Raw genomic sequence first — 22,446 nt, 5'->3', positions numbered from 1 at the left:
ACTCTAAAAAATGACATATAATACTGGAATAAGTAATAATATTTTAGATCTTATTGGTAATACACCTTTAATTAAATTAAATAAAATTACAAAAAAGCTTCCTGGTAATTTTTACGCAAAGTATGAAGGGTTTAACCCAGGGCATTCTATGAAAGATAGAATTGCATTGCATATAATTGAAGAAGCCGAGAGGCAAGGGTTGCTTAAAGAGGGGAGTACTGTTATTGAAACTACATCTGGTAATACTGGGTTTAGTATGGCAATGGTAAGTATTATTAAAGGTTACAAATGTATATTAGCAGTTTCTTCAAAAGCATCTATAGGGAAAATTAACATGCTTAAAGCAATGGGAGCAAAGGTTTACGTTTGTCCAGCGCATGTGAAAGCAGATGACCCAAGATCATATTATGAAGTAGCAAAAAGGCTTCATACTGAAACAGCAAACTCTTTGTATATTAATCAATATTTTAATAAATTAAATGCTGAAGCCCATTATAATTCAACTGGGCCAGAAATTTGGAAGCAAACAAATGGTGAACTAACTCATTTAATTGCAGCAAGTGGAACCGGAGGAACAATATCAGGCGTTTCAAAATATTTAAAAGAACAAAATCCAAATATTAAAACTTTAGGAGTAGATGCTTTTGGGTCTATTTTAAAGAAATTTCATGAAACAGGTGAATTTGATAAAAATGAGATTTACCCATATAGAATTGAAGGTTTAGGGAAAAATTTAATTCCTACAGCAACTGATTTTAGTGTAATTGATGTTTTTGAAAAAGTAACTGATGAATCAGCGGCTCATAGAGCTAGAGAGTTGGCAGTAACTGAAGGGTTGTTTACAGGTTATACTAGTGGGGCAATAATTCAGGCGGCAATTCAATATGCTGAAAAAGGAATGTTTGATGAAAATTCTAAAGTAGTATTAATTTTACCTGATCATGGTTCAAGATATATGGAGAAAATATATAGTGATGATTGGATGAAAGAACAAGGTTTTTTTGATGCAAAAAAACAAGCACACGAAGAAGTTGAGTTTATCAAATAGAATAAATACTAAAAAATAAAAAAAGAGGTTATGAATATATTCATAACCTCTTTTTTTTGTACTATTTAGATTTGAAAACCACAAAAAAAATGCCGTTCTTTGCAGCATTGAAAAAATAATAGTTTTATTATTTTTTTTGCAAATTTTTATATATGAAAGATTTATTTGAAAGAATCGTTAAAGATAAAGGTCCATTAGGAAAATGGGCTAAACAAGCAGAAGGATACTATGTGTTTCCAAAGTTAGAGGGTGAAATTTCTAATAGAATGAAGTTTAACGGAAAAAAGGTAATTACCTGGAGTATAAATGATTATTTAGGCTTATCTAATCATCCTGATGTAAGAAAGGCAGATGCTGATGCAGCTGCTGAATATGGGATGGCTTATCCTATGGGAGCTAGAATGATGTCTGGTCATACAGTTTTTCACGAACAATTAGAGAAAGAATGTGCAGAGTTTGTAGATAAAGATGCAGCATATTTAGTGAATTTTGGTTATCAAGGAATGGTATCTGCAATTGACGCTTTAGTTAGTAAAAACGATGTTATTGTTTATGATATGGATGCACATGCCTGTATTATAGATGGTGTTCGTTTACATCCTGGAAAACGTTTTACGTTTCAACATAACAATATTGAGAGTTTAGAGATAATGTTAAAACGTGCTACCAAAATAGCTAATGAAACTAATGGGGGAATTCTTGTTATTTCAGAAGGTGTTTTTGGAATGAGAGGAGAGCAAGGTAAACTGAAAGAAATAGTTGAATTAAAGAAAAAATTTAACTTCAGACTATTAGTTGATGATGCACATGGATTTGGAACGCTAGGAGAAAATGGTAGAGGAACAGGATTTGAACAAGGAGTTCAAGATGATATAGATGTATATTTTGCAACTTTCGCAAAATCTATGGCTGGTATTGGAGCTTTTTTTGCAGCTGATAAAGATATAATTCAATATTTACAGTATAATATGCGTTCTCAAATGTTTGCTAAATCTTTGCCTATGGCAATGGTTAAAGGAGCATTAAAACGTTTGGATATGATACGTACTATGCCAGAGTTAAAAGGTAAACTTTGGGAAAATGTAAATGCATTACAAAATGGTTTAAAGGATAACGGATTTAATATTGGAAATACAAATACTTGTGTTACTCCAGTATTTTTAGAAGGTGATATTCCTGAAGCAATGGCTATGGTAAATGATTTACGTGAAAACTATGGAATATTTTGTTCAATAGTAGTATATCCAGTAATTCCTAAAGGATTAATTATTTTAAGGTTAATTCCTACTGCTACTCATACTTTAGAAGATGTAGAAGTAACTATTAAATCTTTTTCTGCAATTAGAGAAAAACTTGAAAAAGGAATTTATAAACGTATTGCAGCTTCAATGGTGAAATAGTTTATAATTTTTAAACATAAAAAAACCTTTTAGAATTAAATCTAAAAGGTTTTTTTATTTTATTGAGGTTTTGTTTTAATATCCCTCAGATATATTTTTTAAAGTATTTTTATTTGAAATTTTAATTCTCTTACCAATTAAATCTATAACACCATCTTTCTTTAGGTTAGATAATAATCTAATAGCAGATTCAGTGGCCGTTCCAATTGTATTGGCAATTTCCTCTCTAGTTAAAATTATATCAATACAGCCGTCACTATCAGAGCCAAAAGTATCTTCCAAATGTAACAGTGTTTCAGCCAATCGGTCTTTAACAGGTTTTTGTGCCATTTGAGATATAGAAGTATTAGCGTCGTTTAATTGCTGTGAAATATTCTTCATTAAACCTAAAGAAAATAAATTATTTTCCTTAATTGTATCCAAAATATCTCCTTTTGGTATAAAGCAAACATGCATATCTTCAAGCGCAATTGCATTTAAACCAACTAATTCTTCACTTAAAATAGATCTATGACCTAAAATATCGCCGCCTTTAATAAATTTAATTATTTGTTCTTTACCGTTAGTGTTAAGCTTTGTTAATTTACCTTTTCCATCTTTAATACAATAAAGTCCATTAATTGTATTGCCTTCAGTGATAAGATTTTCTCCTTTTTTTATTAGAAGTGAAGTTTTATGTTCTGAAATACATTCTAATTCTTCATTTGTCAATGTTTTAAGAGCATTAAATCTTTTAATAATACATTGTCTGCATTTGGACATAGTTATTCAGTGGTGTTTGAGTCGTAATGAAACAAATGTACAAAATAAAATGATTTTTATCATATTTTACGTGGAATAAATCAATAGTTTTGTAGCGAAATTGATTTAAGATGAGTTTAAATAATTGTTATCATTGTGGTGCCGATTCAAGTAAGAAACCAATAAAATTTAATGATAAAATATTTTGTTGTAACGGTTGCAAAACTGTTTATGAAATTTTGAACGCAAATGAATTAAATTGCTATTATGATTTAGAGTCTACTCCAGGGACCATTCCAAAAGATATAAAAGGAAAATATAATTATTTAGAAAATATTGAAATAATTGAAAAACTTCTTGAGTTTTCTGATGGTGAAACGTCTGTAATTGAGTTGTATATACCTAATATACACTGTAGTTCATGTATTTGGGTATTAGAAAATTTAAGTAAATTAAACGATGGTGTTACCATGTCTATGGTTAATTTCCCTGAAAAATCACTACGAATAACCTTTAAAAATGAGCGAACAAACCTTAAAAATATAGTTGAACTTATCACTTCAATAGGGTATGAGCCATATATAAGTTTGGATGATGCCGATTCTAAAAGACAAAAAGTAGATAAAACGTTAATTTATCAATTGTCAATTGCTGCTTTTTGTTTTGGTAATATTATGTTGCTTTCATTTCCAGAATATTTTGAGGCGGATGAGTTTTGGCTAGAAAAATATAAGTATTTATTCAGGTGGTTAATGTTTATAATGGCGGTACCTGTTGTGATTTATTCTGCAAAGGATTATTTTATATCAGCATATAAAGGTTTGAAGCATAAAATGTTAAATATTGATGTGCCTATTGCATTAGGGATTTCGGTGTTATTTTTAAGAAGTTCTTATGAAATTATTTTTGATTTAGGATCAGGCTTTTTTGATAGTTTAACAGGTTTGGTTTTCTTTTTATTACTTGGGAGATATTTTCAACAAAAAACATATAATTTTTTATCATTTGAACGTGATTATAAATCTTATTTTCCTATTGCTGTTACAATTATAAATAATGAAAAAGAAAGTACTATTCCTGTTAAAGAAGTAAAAAAAGGAGATAGATTATTAATTAGAAACGAAGAGTTAATACCTGTAGATGGAATTTTAATAAACGGAAATGCAGCAATTGATTATAGCTTTGTAACCGGAGAATCTATACCTGTTTCTAAGAAATCTGGAGATAAATTGTTTGCTGGAGGTAAGCAAACTTCTGGGGCAATAGAGATGGAAGTAATAAGTAGTATTTCTCAAAGTTATTTAACTCAATTATGGAGTAATGATGTGTTTAATGATAGTTCTGGTTTAACCATAAAAAATATTACAGATCGTATTAGTAAGTATTTTACAATTGCTATACTTAGTATTGCTGTAATTGCAGGGATATTTTGGTACAATTTTAACCCTTCAATGGCATTTAACGTTGTAACTTCAGTATTAATTATAGCTTGTCCTTGTGCATTGGCGTTATCGGCTCCTTTTGCTTTAGGTAATATGTTACGAATTTTTGGTTATAAAAAGTTTTATTTAAAAAATGCTGAAACAATAGAAAGTATTTCAAAAGTAAATACTATTATTTTTGATAAAACAGGAACTATTACTTCAAATGATAAAACTCAAATAAGTTATAAAGGTGAAACACTAACTATTGAAGAAAAAAAGGGATTGAAAAATGTTTTAAGAGCTTCAAACCATCCGTTAAGTAGATCGTTATATAATTTTTTGAATGAATTATCTTTAAATGAAGATCCATCAATGTTTAATGAGGTTTTAGGTAAAGGAATTGAAGCTTCAATAAACAATGTTAGCTACAAATTAGGTTCAGCAAATTTTATAGGTATAGAAGTAACTAAAATAAATGAAACAGCTATTTATATTCAGATAGATGGTAAATTTAAAGGAGGATATATTTTTAAAAATACTTATAGAGAAGAAGCTAAAGAGGTTTTTAATGAATTATCTAAAAACTACAAACTAGTAATTTTATCAGGTGATAATGATGGTGAAAAAGATTCTTTGGAACTATTATTACCAAAAAATTCAAGCCTAAATTTTAATCAAAAACCAGAGGATAAACTTAGTTTTATTAAAAAATTACAAGAATCTGGTGATAAGGTAATGATGATTGGAGATGGATTAAACGATGCGGGTGCATTAGCGCAAAGTAATGTTGGTATTGCTATTTCGGAAGATGTAAATGTGTTTTCCCCGGCTTGTGATGCTATTTTAGATGCTAAACTGTTTAATTCATTACCAAAATTTTTAAGTCTGTCAAATAAAACAATTAAAATTATAAAAGCAAGTTTTATTTTATCATTGGGGTATAATATAATAGGTATGTACTTTGCTTTAAATGGTTTACTTACACCTGTAGTTGCTGCAATTTTAATGCCTTTAAGTTCAATATCTATTGTAGTATTTGTTACAGTTCTTACAAATTTGGTTGCAAGAAAACTTTAATTTTATCAAGGGATTTAAATAGATGATAATTATCATCTATTTTTTAAATAAAAATTTTACTTTTGTTTTTGAAAACTAAAAATCAGCTAATTTTATAAAAAATGGAGGTAGTTTATATAACAATAGGTGTAAGTATAATTGTTGCCATATTTTTTTTCATAGTATTTATTAAATCAGTAAAATCCGGACAGTATGAGGATACTTATACGCCGTCTGTTAGGATGTTATTTGATGATGAGTTAGTTTCAAAAGATAAACCTAAAGGTGAAAATCAACAAATTTAATATATAATCAATTAATTTAATCAAACAAGTATGGAGAAAGAACAGTTTTATTACGATAATAAAATCGTTAAAATGTTTCTTTGGGCTACAATTCTTTGGGGAGTTGTAGGTATGTTAGTAGGGCTTTTAGTAGCGCTATTATTTGTATTCCCAGGATTATTAGAATTTGCAGGAGCTGATAACGCTATTTCGTGGTTAAGTTTTGGTCGTTTACGACCACTTCACACAAATGCCGTAATTTTTGCTTTTGTGGGTAATGGAATCTTTTTAGGAGTTTATTATTCAACTCAAAGATTGTTAAAAGCAAGAATGTTTAATGATGTTTTAAGTAGAATTCATTTTTGGGGATGGCAAGCAATTATTGTTGCCGCTGCAATTACGTTGCCTTTAGGACTAAATTCGTCTAAAGAATATGCAGAATTAGAATGGCCAATTGATATTGCTGTCGTTTTAATATGGGTAATTTTTGGAATTAATCTTATAGGTACAATTTTAAAACGTAGACAAAGACATATTTATGTAGCCATTTGGTTTTATATTGCAACGCTTGTAACAATAGCTGTTTTATACATATTTAATAACTTAGAGATGCCTGTAAGTGCATTTAAAAGTTACTCAGTATATTCAGGGGTACAAGATGCCTTAGTACAATGGTGGTATGGACATAATGCGGTAGCTTTTTTCCTTACAACACCAATACTTGGTTTAATGTATTATTTTGTTCCTAAAGTAGCTAATAGACCTGTTTATTCTTATAGACTTTCTATTATTCACTTTTGGACATTAATATTCTTATACATTTGGGCTGGACCTCACCATTTATTATATACTGCTTTACCAGAATGGGCTCAAAATTTAGGAACTGTATTTTCAATTATGTTAATTTTCCCTTCTTGGGGTGGTATGATTAACGGGTTGCTTACATTACGAGGTGCTTGGGATAAAGTTCGTGAAAACCCAGTATTAAAATTCTTTGTAGTTGCAATTACTGGTTATGGTATGGCAACATTTGAAGGGCCAATGTTATCATTTAAAAACTTAAATGCAATTGGTCACTATACAGATTGGATTGTAGGTCACGTTCATATAGGAGCATTAGCTTGGAATGGATTTATGATTGCTGGTATTGTTTATTGGTTAGCAGAAAAACTTTGGAAAACCCCATTATACTCTAGAAAATTAGCAAATACACATTTTTGGTTAGGAACTTTAGGTATTTTATTTTATGCAATTCCATTATACGTAGCAGGGTTTACACAAGCATTTATGTGGAAACAATTTAATCCTGATGGAACTTTAGTTTACGGGAATTTTCTTGAAACTGTAACTCAAGTAATACCAATGTATGCAATGCGTGCAATTGGAGGTTCATTATACTTAACTGGTTTTATTTTATTAGCAATTAATGTTATTAAAACAGCAAGGGCAGGTAGTACTGTTGAAGATGAATTAGCAGAAGCTTCTCCATTAAAGAAAATTAGCGGTAGAAGAATAGCAGGAGAAGGATTACATACTTGGTTAGAAAGAAAAACAGTTTTATTCACAATATTAACAACTGTAGCAATTTTAATTGGAGGTTTAGTAGAAATTGTGCCGTTAATATTGGTTAAATCTAATATACCAACAATTGCAAGTGTAAAACCATATACACCCCTTGAATTAGAAGGTAGAGATATTTATATAAGAGAAGGTTGTAATAACTGTCACTCGCAAATGATTCGTCCTTTCCGTTCTGAGGTTGAACGTTATGGTGAGTATTCTAAAGCAGGAGAGTTTGTTTATGATTTCCCATTCTTATGGGGTTCTCGTAGAACTGGACCAGATGTTCATAGAATAGGAGGGAAATATAACAATAATTGGCATTTTAATCATATGATGGATCCACGTTCTACTTCTCCAGGTTCTATTATGCCTCGTTATGTTTGGTTAATTAAGAATGATATGAATGCTTCTAATTTAGAAAGTAAAATGAAAGGATTAGTATCTTTAGGTGTTCCTTATTCTGATGAAGAGATTAGCGGAGCGAAAGCAAATTTACTTGCTCAAGCTAAAGAAATTGAAACTAGTTTAAGACAAGATCCTGAGTTTGTTAAAAATTACGGTTCAAGTAATATTCAAAATAAAGAGATTGTAGCTTTAATTTCGTACTTACAGCGTTTAGGTACTGATATTAAAGCAAATAAAACAGCTTTAAAATAATTGAATTATGCTAAAATTTATTAAATACAATTTAGAAAGTATTGATGGAGTTGAAATTTATCCAATAATTTCACTACTATTATTTTTTACGGTTTTTATAACAATGATTATTTTTGTTTATAAATTACCTAAGAAAAATATTGATGAAATAAGCCAATTACCATTAGATAACTACATTAACGACAAAGAAATTAAACATGAATAAAAATTCAGAAAATATATCGGGTTGGAAAAAGTTTATGAAATCTTTGACCAAAGCCCATGAATTAGGGACAGAGGAAGATATAATGTTAGACCATGATTATGATGGTATTAGAGAACTAGACAATGTATTACCGCCTTGGTGGTTATATGGTTTTTATATTACCATTGCAATGAGTATATTCTATATTTTTCAAGTATTTTATAATCCAGAAAATTATAGCCAATCTAATGAATATGCAACAGAAGTTGCTGAAGGTAAAGCTGAAGTGGAAGCTTATAAGGCGGCAAATCCTCAATTATTTGATGATAGTAATATTGTAGCTTTTACAGATGAAGCAAATATTGCAAAAGGAAAAGAATTGTTTACATCTAAAACATGTTTTGCTTGTCATTTAGCTGATTTAGGTGGTAGTATTGGACCTAATTTAACCGATAATCATTGGGTATTAGGTGGAGGAGTAAAAAATATTTACAATACCATTTCTAATGGAGGTAGACCAGGGAAAGGAATGATTGCTTGGGAAACTACAATTACTAGAGAAGAGAGAATTCAATTAGCAAGTTATATTATCTCTATGCAAGGTTCTGCACCAGCAGCACCAAAAGCAGCTGAGGGTGATATTATCTGGCCAGCTCAATAATATATAAAAAATATACCTCATACTTTTGGGGTATATTTTTAATTTTTATAGTTATTAGCAAATTTGGGGGAGCAAAGAAGTAGATTTATATTATTTAAAATTAAATCAACTTCTTTTTCCCCATTTTTTGTCACTTTTGTTTCATAAAAGTATACTTATTAACTATAAATTTGTGTCATAAATTTTAGAAGTCTATATAATTAAATATGGAAAAAGAAACCAAAGAAAGATTTAGAGATTCAATTGGAACAATTGATGAAAGTGGAAAAAGAAACTTTATTTTTCCTAAAAAACCAAATGGAAGATTTTATAATTATAGAACATTTGTAAGTTGGATCTTGCTAGCTTTTTTAATTGGAGCCCCATTTATTAAAATAAAAGGAAACCAGTTTTTACTTTTTAATGTTATAGAACGTAAATTTCACATTTTCGGTTTTCCTTTTTGGCCTCAAGATTTTCATTTATTAGTTATCTCAATGCTTGTAAGTGTAGTTTTTGTTATATTATTTACAGTGGTATTTGGAAGGATTTTTTGTGGATGGATGTGTCCACAAACCATTTTTATGGAAATGGTTTTTAGAAAAGTAGAATATTTAATTGAAGGAGATAGATCAAAACAAATAAAACTTGACAAACAAAAATGGAATGCTGAGAAAATTAGAAAAAGAGTTTTAAAATGGTTTGTATTCTTTATAATTTCATTTATAATTTCAAATGTATTTTTAGCTTATATAATTGGTTCCGATAGAGTATTAGGCTACATAACAGATAGTCCTGCAAAACATGTAAGTACACTAATATATTTATTAGCATTTACAGGCGTTTTCTATTTTATATTCGCTTGGTTTAGAGAACAAGTTTGTATAATTGTTTGTCCTTATGGAAGATTGCAAGGAGTTTTATTAGATAATAAATCTATAAATGTTGCGTATGACCATGTTCGTGGAGAAGGAGAAAATGGACGGAAAAAATTAAGAAAAAACGAAAATAGAGAAGAACTAGGAAACGGAGATTGTATAGATTGTAAACAATGTGTTCAGGTTTGTCCTACAGGAATTGATATTAGAAACGGAACCCAATTAGAGTGTATTAATTGTACTGCTTGTATTGATGCTTGTGACGAAATAATGGATAAATCTGGGTTTGATAAAGGTTTAATAAGATATGCTTCTGAAGACAATATAGAAAAGAAGGAAATATTTAAATTTAATGCAAGACTAATCGCATATTCTGCAATTTTAACTATTTTAATTGGGGTGTTAATAACCATGCTGTTTTTACGTAATGATGTAGAAGCTACTGTTTTAAGATTGCCAGGGCAAACGTTTCAAAGTACTGCAACTACTATAAAAAATGTTTATACAATAAAATTAATTAATAAAACTACGGAAGATATTGAGGATGTAGATATTAAACTTATTTCACATGAAGGAAAAGTAGATTTAGTAGGAGGGCACCTAAATATTGCAAAACAAGCATTGCAAGGAGGTACTTTATTTATTGAAATAGATAAAAAAGACTTAAATTCGTCAAAAGAGAAATTAAAAATCGGGATTTATTCAAAAGGAAAATTAATAGAAACAACAACAACTAATTTTACAGGTCCCTTAAAAATAAAATAAATGAAATTAAGAATAACTTGGCCAGCAGCAATTATATTTTCAATAGTAGCCTTTATGGTGTTTATATTATCTTTTGTTTATAAAGTAACATTTTTGCCTGAATATGACCATCATTTAGTATCTGAAGAATATTATAAGGATGAGTTGAATTATCAAAAAGAAATTGATATGCAAACTAAAGGGTTGGATTTAAAAGAAAATGTTTCAATAAAGAAAACAAAAGAAGGTTTGTTAATTATTTTTCCGAAAGAATTTGAACCGAATGATATAACCGGTGAAATTTATTTTAAAAGATTATCTAATGATAAAATAGATTTTAAACTTCCTATTGAATTAAATTCAAAAGAATTTTTAATTAAAAAAGAGGATTTACTTGAAGGAAGATGGGATGTAATTATTGAATGGACAGCTAATAAAAACACCTATTTATTTAAAGAGAAATTAATGTATTAATTATGTTATGGACTGCTTTAATTTTAGGTTTGGCAGGGAGCTTTCACTGCATAGGAATGTGCGGTCCAATTGCATTTGTGCTGCCAGTTGATAGATCATCTAAATCCAAATTAATTTTTCAAACTTTTTTATATCATTTTGGAAGATTACTCAGTTATTCATTAATTGGAATTCTTTTCGGTTTTATAGGTAAAGGATTATATTTAGCAGGTTTTCAACAACGCTTATCTATTTTAATGGGAGTTGTAATGATTGCCATAGTTTTAATTCCAGCTTCAATCTTTAATAAATACAACTTTTCTAAACCCTTATATAAGATTATAAGTAAAGTAAAACAAAAATTAGGGGTGTATTTAAATAAAAAATCAAGTAAAGCTATTTTTTATATTGGCTTTTTTAATGGTTTTTTACCTTGTGGACTTGTATATATGGCTTTATTAGGTTCAATATCAACCGGTAATGTTTTAGATGGATTGTTATACATGGCAGTTTTTGGATTGGGTACAATTCCATTAATGACTAGTGCTGTATTTTTAGGAAATTTTGTAAATTTATCTTTAAGAAATAAAATTCAAAAAGCCATACCAATTTTTGTAGTGGTAATTGGATTATTATTTATATTGCGTGGGCTAGGATTGGGAATTCCTTATATTTCTCCTTCAAATGCGAAATTACAGATTTCAAATAATCCAGCTAATTGTATAACCATTGAAAAGATAGAATAATTATGAATGAAACTCCTGGATTGACTAAAGAAGATTTTGAAAAAGCGTCTTCTAACCAAGAGCTTTTTGATATTATAAATAAAAAAGGAATTACTATAACTAAGGTTCATAAAAGAATATTTTACGAAAAAGAACTACGAGCTCTACAAATTGAATTAGTAAAACTTCAACAATGGATTTCTAAGAATAAAAAATCTGTTGCAATTATTTTTGAAGGAAGAGATGCAGCTGGAAAAGGAGGGAATATAAGACGTTTTATGGAACATTTAAATCCTAGGTCTTCAAGGTTAGTAGCTTTAACTAAACCTACAGAAGAAGAGAAAGGACAGTGGTATTTTAGACGATATATTAGAAATTTACCCAATCCGGGTGAAATGGTATTCTTTGATAGAAGCTGGTATAATAGAGCAGTAGTTGAACCTGTAATGGGGTTTTGTACAGATGCTCAATATCACAAATTTATGGTACAATTACCTGAATTTGAACATATGTTATACGAAGATGGATTAATTTTAATTAAGTTTTGGATATCCATTTCTAAAGATGAGCAATTATCTAGATTTAACGCACGTTTAGAAACTCCTTTAAAACGCTGGAAATTTAGTCCTGTAGATAAAAAAGGACAAGAACTTTGGGAAAAGTATTCTTATTATAAAGAACAAATGTTTGGTAGAACTCATACAAGTTATAGTCCTTGGGTAATTGTTAAAGCAAATGATAAAAAAGTAGCTCGTTTAGAATGTATACGCTATGTTTTATCACAATTTGATTATGAAGGAAAGGACGAAGCTCTAACAACATTATTACCAGATCCTAATATAATTATGCGATACTATCGTTCATCTAAACAAATTGATTAGTTATGACTGAATTTAAATTAACAGAAGAAAATGTAGAAGTTTTAAATTCTAATAAAGGATTAACATCTCTTTTATCTAGAGAACCTTATAATTTAGAAAAAGCAGTAAGATATGTTAAATATGAGCGTCGTTTAAAAAAATTACAAGTTGAATTAATTCGTATGCAAACTTGGGCAATTCAAGAAAAAGAACGAATTATTATAATATTTGAAGGAAGAGATGGAGCAGGAAAAGGGGGCGCAATTAGAAGAATTACAGAACGTATAAATCCAAGGCATTTTAGAATAGAAGCATTACCAAAACCTACTGAAGATGAACAAACTCAATGGTATTTTCAAAGATATGTTGAAAAATTCCCCAAAGCTGGTGAATTAGTTTTCTTTGATAGAAGTTGGTATAATAGAGCAGTGGTTGAACCTGTAAATGGATTTTGTACTAATGAGGAGTATAATATTTTTATGAACCAGGTAAATGATTTTGAACGAATGATTACCGAATCTGGAATTCGTTTGGTTAAAATCTATATGTCTATTTCCAAAAAAGAACAAGCAAAACGTTTTGAAGACATTAAAAGCAATCCGTTAAAGCAATGGAAGATGACTAGTGTAGATGAGAAAGCTCAGGATTTATGGGATATTTATACCAATTATAAGAATAAAATGTTTGAAAAAACAAACGTACAAAATTCTTCTTGGAAAATTATTAGAGCTAACAGAAAAACAATTGCTAGAGTAAACGCTATTAATCATATTTTAAAAAGTATTCCTTACGATAAAGACCTTGAAATTTAAAATATAAGCAACTAATCTAACTGCTATTTTCTTCTTTATGTTTGCTTAAATCAAAAATTGCTTAATGAAAACAAATAAAGAATTAGAATTGGTGTGGAACTTTGTGAATAATACAGATAGAAATGTATTTTTAACAGGTAAAGCGGGTACCGGTAAAACTACTTTTTTACATAAATTAAAAAATGAATCTTTAAAGCGAATGGTTGTAGTTGCTCCAACTGGAGTTGCTGCTATTAATGCTAAAGGAATGACAATTCATTCCTTTTTTCAAATGCCATTTGGTCCCATTTTACCAGATTCTGAAGAAAATAAATCTTCTAGTTTTAATAGAAAATTTAGTAAAACAAAAATCAATATTATTAAATCTATGGATTTATTAGTAATTGATGAAATAAGCATGGTACGTGCAGATTTATTGGATGGAATAGACAAAACATTAAGACGGTTTAAAAATAGAAACAAAGTTTTTGGAGGTGTTCAATTATTAATGATTGGTGATTTACAACAATTATCTCCAGTAATTAAGGAAAACGAATGGCAATTATTAAAACCTTATTACAATAATGGCTTTTTCTTTAGTAGTTATTCATACCAAAAATGTAATGCTATTACTGTTGAATTAAATCATGTTTATAGACAGGATAATTTAAAGTTTATTGAAATTTTAAATGAAATTAGAAACAACACGTTATCACAATCTTCAGCCAATGAATTAAATAAGCGTTTTTTACCAGATTTTGTCCCTAATGAAAATGATGGCTATATAGATTTAACTACTCATAATAGTAGAGCCGAAAAAACGAATATTTTAGAGTTAGATAAATTAAAATCTAAAGCTCGAATTTATACGGCTAATATTGAAGGTAAGTTTCCAGAATTTTCGTATCCTAATAAAGAAGAGTTAAAACTAAAAGTAGGTGCTCAAGTAATGTTTATTAAGAATGATAGCTCTATTGAAAAACGTTACTTTAATGGTAAAATAGGAAAAATTATTTCTTTAGATAGAGAAGAAGTTATTGTAAAATGTCCCAATGATTCCGCTAATATTATTGTAACACCTGAAATTTGGGAAAACATAAATTATACTGTAAATGCAGAAACAAATGTAATAACAGAAAATAGCATTGGGTCTTATAAACAAATTCCTTTGAGATTGGCTTGGGCAATTACTATTCATAAAAGTCAGGGTTTAACTTTTGAAAAAGCAATTATTGATGCACAGGCAGCATTTGCCCACGGGCAAACATATGTAGCCTTAAGTAGATGTAAATCTTTAGAAGGGCTGGTGCTAAAAAGTAGCATAGATTCAAGTCAAATTATTAGTGATAACAATGTTATTACATTCAATAAGAATGCAGCAGAAAATCAACCAGATGAACGTATATTACAAGACTCAAAAGCAGAATTTCAGTTAAATTTAATTGCTGAATTGTTTGATTTTTTCAGCTTTCTAAATCCAGTTAATCGTGTTTTAGATATTTTTTATAAAAATAGAACAATTATAGACGGAAATTTAGAAACAAGTTTTATTACCATAAAAGATTCAATTACAAACCTATTAAAAATAGGGAATAGCTTTAAAATACAATTACATAATTTATCTGAACCAGATAAAACACCAGAACAAAATGAAAAAATTCAAGAACGTTTTATTAAAGCGCTTCAATATTTTAATAATCAAACTACTTTAAACATTAGCGAACCTTTTAAGAAATTTAAATATACAACTGATAATAAGGCTATTGAAAAGGATATTAATAAACAATTAGATGTATTTGAAGAGTTTTTAGAAACTAAATTATGTTATTTTAAAGGTTTAACTGAAGGTTTTAACACTCATAAATTTTTAGATTTACGAGCTAAAACGGTTTTCTTAATTAAAGAAAAACCAAAAAAAACAAGAGCAACCATTATTGATAACGCGAGTAATCCGCAACTTTTTGAGCGTTTACGTGATTTAAGAGATTCTATTGCAGATGAGAATGATTTAATTCACTATCAGATATTTACTCAAAATGCAATGTATCAAATTTGTGAAACCTTACCAACTACAAAAAGTGGACTTTTAAAAATAAATGGTTTTGGTAAAATACGAGTTGATAAATATGGAAATGCAATTATAAAACTTATTACAGAGTATTGTAATGAAAATGATATTGATATTTTAAAACATCCAGAAATATTTGAAGAAAAAAAAACTAAACAAGAGAAAGGAACTACAAAAAAAGTTTCTTTAAAATTGTTTAAATCAGGAAAAAGTATTGAAGACATTGCAGAAGAAAGAGATCTTACTACAGGAACAATCATAGAACATTTAGCCTCTTTTATTCCATCTAAGGAAGTGAAAATAACCGATTTAATTTTCGTAACATATTATAAAGAATTAAAAGAATTAATTCCTAAAATGACTTTTGAAAACTTGTCGGATTTAAAACATCAAATCGATGCAAAGTATTCTTACACCGATTTGCGTTTAGTTTTAAATGATTTAAATAAAGAATAATTAACGTTAATTATTCTTCAACAATAACCCAATCACCTTTACCAATTAAAGGAATTGCTTGTTTATATTTCATTGATTTATTTTCTCCAGTCATAACATTTTTAAGTGTTACTTTTTCATTTCTACCAATTTTACGCTCAGTACGTACAATTGTTTCCACAATTTGAGGTTCTTGAGTTTGGTTGGTTTGTTGACTTTGTTCAGAAGAGTTTTTGTAATCTTCTTTACTTAATTGAACTTTTTCACGTTTTTGCTCTCTAGCCTGAGAAACTTGATTAGCATCTTGAGATGGTAATTCACCTTTAAATAAGAAAGATAAAACTTCTTTATTTACTTTATCAAGCATACCATTAAACAACTCAAAAGATTCAAATTTATAAATTAACAAAGGATCTTTTTGTTCATATGTTGCATTTTGAACAGATTGTTTTAATTCATCCATTTGACGTAAATGATCTTTCCATGTATCATCAATAATGGCTAAAGTAATGTTCTTTTCAAAATCTGTAACTAAACCTTTACCTTGAGTTTCATATGCCTCTTTAAGGTTTGTAACAACTTTTAGTTCTTTAGTTCCATCAGTAAACGGAACAACAATTCTTTCATATTTATCTCCTTGATTTTCATAAACATCTTTAATTACAGGGTATGCAGCACTAGCACTTCTTTCTAATTTTGCTTTATAATGTTTATAAACAATATCAAATAATTGATCAGTAAGTTCTTGTTCGCTTAAAGTTTTAAATTCTTCTTCCGTAAAAGGTGAAGTTGTAGAAGAAAAACGAATTAATTCAAATTCAAAATTCTGAAAATCATTTGTAGGCTTGTTCTCTCTAATTAATAAACTACAAGTATCAAATACCATATTTACAATATCAACTTGTAAACGCTCACCATATAATGCGTGACGACGACGTTTGTAAACGACTTCACGTTGTGAGTTCATTACATCATCATATTCAAGTAATCTTTTACGTACTCCAAAGTTATTTTCTTCAACCTTGCTTTGAGCTCTTTCAATTGATTTGGTAATCATTGAATGTTGAATAACTTCTCCTTCTTTTAATCCCATTCTATCCATCATTTTGGCAATTCTTTCAGAACCAAAAAGACGCATTAAGTTATCTTCTAATGAAACATAAAATTGTGAAGATCCTGGATCTCCCTGTCTACCTGCACGACCACGTAACTGTCTATCTACACGACGAGAGTCATGACGTTCCGTACCAATAATTGCTAAACCACCAGCCGCTTTAACTTCATCTGATAATTTAATATCCGTACCACGACCAGCCATATTTGTTGCTATTGTAACAATACCAGAGTTACCTGCTTGCGCTACAATATCGGCTTCTTTTTTATGTAATTTAGCATTTAATACATTATGCTTAATATTTCTAATAGAAAGCATTCTACCTAATAATTCTGAAATTTCAACCGAAGTTGTACCAACTAAAACTGGTTGCCCATTTTTAACTAATTTTTCAATTTCATTAATTACCGCATTGTATTTTTCACGTTTAGTTTTAAAAACTAAATCTTCTCTATCTATTCTTAATAATGGAACATTTGTTGGGATTTCAATAACATCTAATTTATAAATGTCCCAAAATTCACCAGCTTCTGTAATAGCAGTACCTGTCATACCAGAAAGCTTGCGGTACATTCTAAAGTAATTTTGAAGAGTAACAGTAGCGTAAGTTTGTGTAGCAGCTTCAATTTTTACATTTTCTTTAGCTTCAATTGCTTGGTGAAGACCGTCTGAATATCTACGACCATCCATGATACGGCCAGTTTGTTCATCAACGATTTTAATTTTGTCTTCCATTATAACATATTCAACATCTTTTTCAAAAAGAGTATATGCTTTTAATAGTTGATTCATTGTATGAATTCGCTCACTTTTTATACTAAAGTCCCTGTATAATTCTTCTTTTTTTGAAAGACGTTCTTCAGGTGAAATATCTTCTTTTTCAATGTTACCAATTTCAGTACTTAAATCAGGTAAAATAAAGAAGTTCTCATCACCACCATCACCAGATAAGTATGAAATACCTTTATCTGTTAATTCAATAGAGTTATTTTTTTCATCAATCACAAAATATAATTCCTCATCTATCTTAGGCATTTCACGATTGTTGTCCTGCATGTAAGTGTTTTCAGTTTTTTGAAGTAATTGTCTAATTCCTTCCTGACTTAAAAACTTAATTAAAGCTTTACTTTTTGGTAAACCTCTAAAAACTCTTAACAATAAAAAACCACCTTCTTTTGTGTTTCCTTCTTTAATTAGTTTTTTAACTTCTGCTAATACACCTGTTAAGTAGTTTCTTTGAATAGAAACTATTTTATCTACATTTGGTTTTAATTCATTAAACTCATGTCTATCAGCATTTGCAGTAGCTCCAGAAATAATAAGTGGAGTACGAGCATCATCAACTAAAACTGAATCCACCTCATCCACAATTGCATAATTATGAGGGCGTTGTACTAATTCATTTGGAGAATGCGCCATATTATCACGCAAATAATCAAAACCAAATTCATTATTTGTTCCGTAAGTAATATCTGAGTTGTAGGCTTTTCTACGTGCATCTGAATTTGGTTGATGATGATCAACACAATCAACACTTAATCCGTGAAATTCAAAAATAGGAGCCATCCAAGCAGCATCACGTTTTGCTAAATAATCATTAACCGTTACAACGTGAACACCTTTTCCTGTTAAAGCATTTAAATAAACGGGTAATGTAGAAACTAGTGTTTTACCTTCCCCAGTCATCATTTCAGCAATTTTACCTTGGTGTAAAACAGATCCACCAATTAACTGAACATCATAATGAACCATGTCCCAAGTAACAAGTTTACCTTGCGCATCCCAGGTATTTGACCATATTGCTTTGTCATTATCTAGTTTTACATTTTCTTTTGCTGCAGAAAGTTCTCTATCAAAAGGAGATGCAGTAACTGTGATACTTTCATTTTCAGTAAACCTTTTTGCTGTTTCTTTTATAACTGCAAATGCCTCTGGCATTATTTCAGTTAAAACAGCTTCTGAAACTTCATAAGTAGTATCTTCTAATTCATCAATTTCAGTATAAATTTCTTCTTTTCTATCAACATTAGCCTCAACTGCTTCTTCTTTTAATTTATTAATTGTAGAAGTTAAATCTTTAGTAGCTTCTGCTATTTTTTCTTTAAAATAAGTAGTTTTTGCCCTTAATTCATCATTTGAAAGATTAGAGATTTCATTTTCAAATTCAGCAACCATTTTAACAACTGGTTGTAATAGCTTTAAATCGCTTTTTTTCTTATCTCCAACAAATACTTTAAGAACGGAGTTTAATATGTTCATCTTTAATGTTTTATTTTATAAATAGCACCTTAAAAAGGTACTGGGTTTTTTGAATTTATAATCGTAAGCGAATTTAAAATATTTAAATTTTAAAAAACTTAAAATTATGTTATAAATTTTCAGTTAAAAGCAAAAAAAAAAAGCCTCCACAGAGACTTTTTTTCGATTATAATATTTTAATATTCATCCTCATTCCAGAGATAATCATCTTCGGAAGGATAATCTGGCCAAATCTCAAGAATTGTTTCAAAGTTCTCATCAGCGTCCTCAATTTCTTGAAGGTTTTCAACAACCTCTAAAGGTGCTCCTGTTCTAATTGCATAATCAATCAATTCATCTTTTGTTGCCGGCCAAGGTGCATCTGATAAATAAGATGCTAGTTCTAGTGTCCAATACATGTTTTGTTGTATTTTTTTAATTTGGTGCAAAAATAATTTTTTTACGCAAAAATGCAAGACATTTCTCGCTTTTTTTTTATATTTAAAAGAACTTATTGCTTTTTCTCAGGTATCCATGGGATTTCTTGAGCTTTGTTATCAATAGTCAATTTTCGTGCCAGTACAAAAAGGTAGTCAGAAAGTCTGTTTAAATATACCAATATTTGTGTGTCTATAGTGCTCTCATCAGCTAGTTGAGTGGTAATTCTTTCAGCTCTTCTACAAATACATCTTGAAATATGACAAAATGACACGGTTGTGTGTCCTCCTGGTAGTACAAAATTAGTCATAGGAGGCAAATTCTCATTCATTTTATCAATTTCACTTTCTAATAATTCAACAGAGGTATTGTCTGTTTTATAAATTTTTAATCGTTCTTTTCCATTTTTCAAGAACTCTTTCTCAGGAGAAGTAGCTAACATAGCCCCAAGAGCAAAAAGTTCATTTTGAATTTTTATTATTGTTTCGATAGAATTTTGATCAATTTTTTGATCTCTAATTAATCCCAAATAAGAATTTAATTCATCTACAGTTCCGTAAGCTTCAATTCTTAAATTATATTTTGGAACTCTTGTGCCTCCAAATAATGAGGTTTTTCCTTTATCTCCTGTTTTAGTGTAAATTTTCATTTAACAAATTTAAAATTAATAATTATTAAAATTTCATGTTCTTATAGTAAAATGCTGTTTTTCCTGTTCTTCTCTAAAAAATACTATTCCCCAAAAATATACATCAATAGTAACTTTTACCTTTGAATGATTTTTAATTTTCCCCCAAATATCTTTCATTTCTTTTGATGAATTAATATCATCAAAAATAAATATCGAGTTGTTGTGAATACTTTTAATACATTGTTCAAAATAAATTAAGGTAGCATCTTTTTTATAATTGCCATTAAAATAGATTAAATCGAATGTAGTTTTATCAAGAATAGGGTTTAAGGTGTTTTTTAAATTACCGGTTACAATATTTATATTGTTAAAATTAAAAGAACGAAATATTTTACTAGCTTCAACAGCAGTGTTTTCAGAATTTTCTAATGCAGTTATAGTTGCTTTAGGATTAGCAATGCTTAAAACAGCAGCACTTAAACTTAATGAAGATCCTAATTCTAAAATTGAAACAGAATTAAAATATTCTACTAACCTTATTAATAAACTAGCTTTTCGTTTACTTATTCCTGTAATTTTAGCTATTTGAGAAACTTTTCTATCATTTCTTTTGAAGTAACGTACAATTTTTTTGAATAAATTTATTTTTAGTTTGTTGGTTTTTGTATTAAAACATTTGGTAACTAAATTATAAACAAAAGGGGAGTGAATACCATGTTTATTTGTTGATTTCAATAGAAATAGTAAGTAAGATTTAATCTTAAACCACATAAATAATTTATTAAAATGCGAAATTAGTAGAAAATAAAAATAAAAAACTATTTAAAATATTATTTCTTTTCCTTCTAAAAATACTTTTAATATTTGCGGGCTTCCAAAAGAATATGGAATAAATGAATAACTAGGTATTTCTTTTGTTATTATAAAATTAGCTTTTTTACCTTTACAAATAGAGCCATGAGTTTTTTCAATACCCATTGCGTAAGCTCCATTTTTTGTTGCAGCATTAATAGCTTCTTCAGGTGTCATTTTCATTTTTATACAAGCTGTAGAAACTACAAAATTCATATTTCCAGAAGGTGTTGAACCAGGATTGTAATCTGTAGCTAATGCTAAAGGTAATCCAGCATCTATCATTTTACGAGCAGGAGTATAAGGAATACTTAAAAAGTAAGAACAACTAGGAAGAGCCACAGGCATTGTTTTAGTGTCTTTTAAAGCTACAATGTCTTCATCTCTCATTTCTTCCAAATGATCTACTGATAGCGCTTTAAATTCTACACCAGCTTGTATACCACCAATAGCGTTAAATTGATTTACATGAATTTTAGGTTTCAAGTTATACTTTTTAGCTGCTTTTAATAATCGGATGGTGTCGTTAATATCAAAATAACCTGTTTCACAAAAAACATCAAAAAATTCGGCTAAATTTTCATTTGAAATTTCAGGTAAAATTTCATTAATAACAAGGTCTAAATAGCCACTTTTGTTGTTTTTATATTCTAAAGGGAGCGCATGAGCGCCTAAAAAAGTTGCTTTAATTGTAATTGGGTAATTTTCATTTAATTTTTTAATAACTCGCAGCATTTTTAATTCTGCTTCTTTGGTTAAACCATAGCCAGATTTAATTTCAATTGCACCAGTACCAAGTTTTATTACTTCTTCTAAACGTTTTGAAGATTGTTTATATAATTCTGCTTCAGAGATTTGCTGTAATTTTTTGGCAGAATTTAATATTCCACCACCATTGTTGGCAATTTCTTCATAAGACAAACCATTAATACGATCTACAAATTCTTGTTCTCTATTTCCTGAATAAACTAAATGGGTATGACTATCGCACCAAGTAGGTAAAATTATTTTACCAGAAACATCAATAATAACATCGAAATTTAAAGGTTTTAAATCTTTCATTTTACCAAAATCAAGAATAAATTCATCTTTAATAATTAGAAAAGCATTTTTTATAACTGGGAGATTTTTCATTTCTTTTCCTGAAACAAATTGCTTGGAAATTTCTTCAACTTGTACTAAAGTTTTTATGTTTTTAAATAGTGTAATCATAATGATATAA

At 28.9% G+C, this 22,446-nt stretch carries 19 protein-coding genes; 13 read left to right on the top strand and 6 right to left on the bottom strand.

From position 1 onward, the window contains the following. Nucleotides 1-10 precede the first annotated feature (10 nt). Together DAD81_RS08925 and DAD81_RS08920 are read left to right on the top strand one after the other, a co-directional pair. Nucleotides 11-1,048, top strand: a complete 1,038-nt coding sequence (locus DAD81_RS08925) for a PLP-dependent cysteine synthase family protein (RefSeq protein WP_111707904.1) — start codon at nt 11-13, stop codon at nt 1,046-1,048. A 152-nt stretch (nt 1,049-1,200) separates the two neighbouring features. After that, nucleotides 1,201-2,448 (top strand): aminotransferase class I/II-fold pyridoxal phosphate-dependent enzyme, encoded by a 1,248-nt coding sequence (locus DAD81_RS08920; RefSeq protein ID WP_111707903.1) that lies wholly within the window; start codon nt 1,201-1,203, stop codon nt 2,446-2,448. A gap of 75 nt (nt 2,449-2,523) precedes the next feature. On the opposite strand, the gene DAD81_RS08915 is transcribed toward DAD81_RS08920, so the two are convergent. Next, nucleotides 2,524-3,210 carry a Crp/Fnr family transcriptional regulator gene (locus DAD81_RS08915; protein ID WP_111707902.1) on the bottom strand — a complete coding sequence of 229 codons (687 nt, stop codon included), beginning with the start codon at nt 3,208-3,210 and terminating at the stop codon, nt 2,524-2,526. Between the two features lie 110 nt (nt 3,211-3,320). Here DAD81_RS08915 and DAD81_RS08910 point away from each other — a divergent pair, with 110 nt between their 5' ends. From DAD81_RS08910 to DAD81_RS08860, 11 genes are all read left to right on the top strand, one after another. Further along, nucleotides 3,321-5,690 carry a heavy metal translocating P-type ATPase gene (locus DAD81_RS08910; RefSeq protein ID WP_111707901.1) on the top strand — a complete coding sequence of 790 codons (2,370 nt, stop codon included), beginning with the start codon at nt 3,321-3,323 and terminating at the stop codon, nt 5,688-5,690. Nucleotides 5,691-5,791: 101 nt separating this feature from the next. Then, nucleotides 5,792-5,974 carry a cbb3-type cytochrome oxidase assembly protein CcoS gene (gene ccoS / locus DAD81_RS08905; protein ID WP_111707900.1) on the top strand — a complete coding sequence of 61 codons (183 nt, stop codon included), beginning with the start codon at nt 5,792-5,794 and terminating at the stop codon, nt 5,972-5,974. Nucleotides 5,975-6,004: 30 nt separating this feature from the next. Beyond that, complete coding sequence (gene ccoN / locus DAD81_RS08900) at nt 6,005-8,173, top strand: cytochrome-c oxidase, cbb3-type subunit I (protein ID WP_111707899.1); 2,169 nt, start codon at nt 6,005-6,007, stop codon at nt 8,171-8,173. A 7-nt stretch (nt 8,174-8,180) separates the two neighbouring features. Further along, nucleotides 8,181-8,378: a CcoQ/FixQ family Cbb3-type cytochrome c oxidase assembly chaperone gene (locus DAD81_RS08895; protein WP_111707898.1), complete on the top strand. Its 198-nt coding sequence runs from the start codon at nt 8,181-8,183 to the stop codon at nt 8,376-8,378. Further along, nucleotides 8,371-9,018, top strand: a complete 648-nt coding sequence (locus DAD81_RS08890; RefSeq protein ID WP_111707897.1) for a cbb3-type cytochrome c oxidase N-terminal domain-containing protein — start codon at nt 8,371-8,373, stop codon at nt 9,016-9,018. The genes DAD81_RS08895 and DAD81_RS08890 overlap by 8 nt, the downstream gene beginning before the upstream one ends. Before the next feature lie 206 nt (nt 9,019-9,224). After that, nucleotides 9,225-10,640, top strand: a complete 1,416-nt coding sequence (gene ccoG / locus DAD81_RS08885; protein WP_111707896.1) for a cytochrome c oxidase accessory protein CcoG — start codon at nt 9,225-9,227, stop codon at nt 10,638-10,640. Beyond that, nucleotides 10,641-11,093 (top strand): FixH family protein, encoded by a 453-nt coding sequence (locus DAD81_RS08880; RefSeq protein ID WP_111707895.1) that lies wholly within the window; start codon nt 10,641-10,643, stop codon nt 11,091-11,093. It begins immediately after the preceding gene. Between the two features lie 2 nt (nt 11,094-11,095). Next, complete coding sequence (locus DAD81_RS08875; protein ID WP_111707894.1) at nt 11,096-11,818, top strand: sulfite exporter TauE/SafE family protein; 723 nt, start codon at nt 11,096-11,098, stop codon at nt 11,816-11,818. A 2-nt stretch (nt 11,819-11,820) separates the two neighbouring features. Then, nucleotides 11,821-12,678: a polyphosphate kinase 2 gene (gene ppk2, locus DAD81_RS08870; protein WP_111707893.1), complete on the top strand. Its 858-nt coding sequence runs from the start codon at nt 11,821-11,823 to the stop codon at nt 12,676-12,678. A 2-nt stretch (nt 12,679-12,680) separates the two neighbouring features. Further along, complete coding sequence (ppk2, locus tag DAD81_RS08865) at nt 12,681-13,469, top strand: polyphosphate kinase 2 (RefSeq protein WP_111707892.1); 789 nt, start codon at nt 12,681-12,683, stop codon at nt 13,467-13,469. A 64-nt stretch (nt 13,470-13,533) separates the two neighbouring features. Beyond that, on the top strand, nt 13,534-15,972 hold the full coding sequence (locus tag DAD81_RS08860; protein ID WP_111707891.1) for a helix-turn-helix domain-containing protein: 2,439 nt from the start codon (nt 13,534-13,536) through the stop codon (nt 15,970-15,972). Nucleotides 15,973-15,982: 10 nt separating this feature from the next. Here DAD81_RS08860 and secA read toward each other — a convergent pair whose 3' ends face one another. From secA to hutI, 5 genes are all read right to left on the bottom strand, one after another. Continuing rightward, entirely contained in the window at nt 15,983-19,324 is a 3,342-nt protein-coding gene (gene secA / locus DAD81_RS08855; protein WP_111707890.1) for a preprotein translocase subunit SecA, read from the bottom strand. Nucleotides 19,325-19,500: 176 nt separating this feature from the next. Continuing rightward, a complete protein-coding gene (locus DAD81_RS08850) occupies nt 19,501-19,722 on the bottom strand; it encodes a DUF2795 domain-containing protein (protein WP_111707889.1) in 222 nt (73 codons plus the stop codon). 92 nt (nt 19,723-19,814) lie between these two features. Continuing rightward, nucleotides 19,815-20,390 carry a cob(I)yrinic acid a,c-diamide adenosyltransferase gene (locus DAD81_RS08845; RefSeq protein WP_111707888.1) on the bottom strand — a complete coding sequence of 192 codons (576 nt, stop codon included), beginning with the start codon at nt 20,388-20,390 and terminating at the stop codon, nt 19,815-19,817. 33 nt (nt 20,391-20,423) lie between these two features. After that, nucleotides 20,424-21,143: a class I SAM-dependent methyltransferase gene (locus DAD81_RS08840; protein WP_111707887.1), complete on the bottom strand. Its 720-nt coding sequence runs from the start codon at nt 21,141-21,143 to the stop codon at nt 20,424-20,426. 51 nt (nt 21,144-21,194) lie between these two features. Continuing rightward, a complete protein-coding gene (gene hutI, locus DAD81_RS08835) occupies nt 21,195-22,436 on the bottom strand; it encodes an imidazolonepropionase (protein ID WP_111707886.1) in 1,242 nt (413 codons plus the stop codon). Between the last annotated feature and the right edge of the window lie 10 nt (nt 22,437-22,446).

Source organism: Lutibacter citreus (assembly GCF_003260195.1).
GTDB classification, from domain to species: Bacteria; Bacteroidota; Bacteroidia; order Flavobacteriales; family Flavobacteriaceae; genus Lutibacter; species Lutibacter citreus.
The sequence above is the reverse complement of the archived record's forward strand: the minus strand, read 5'-3'. Positions and strand labels throughout refer to the sequence as shown.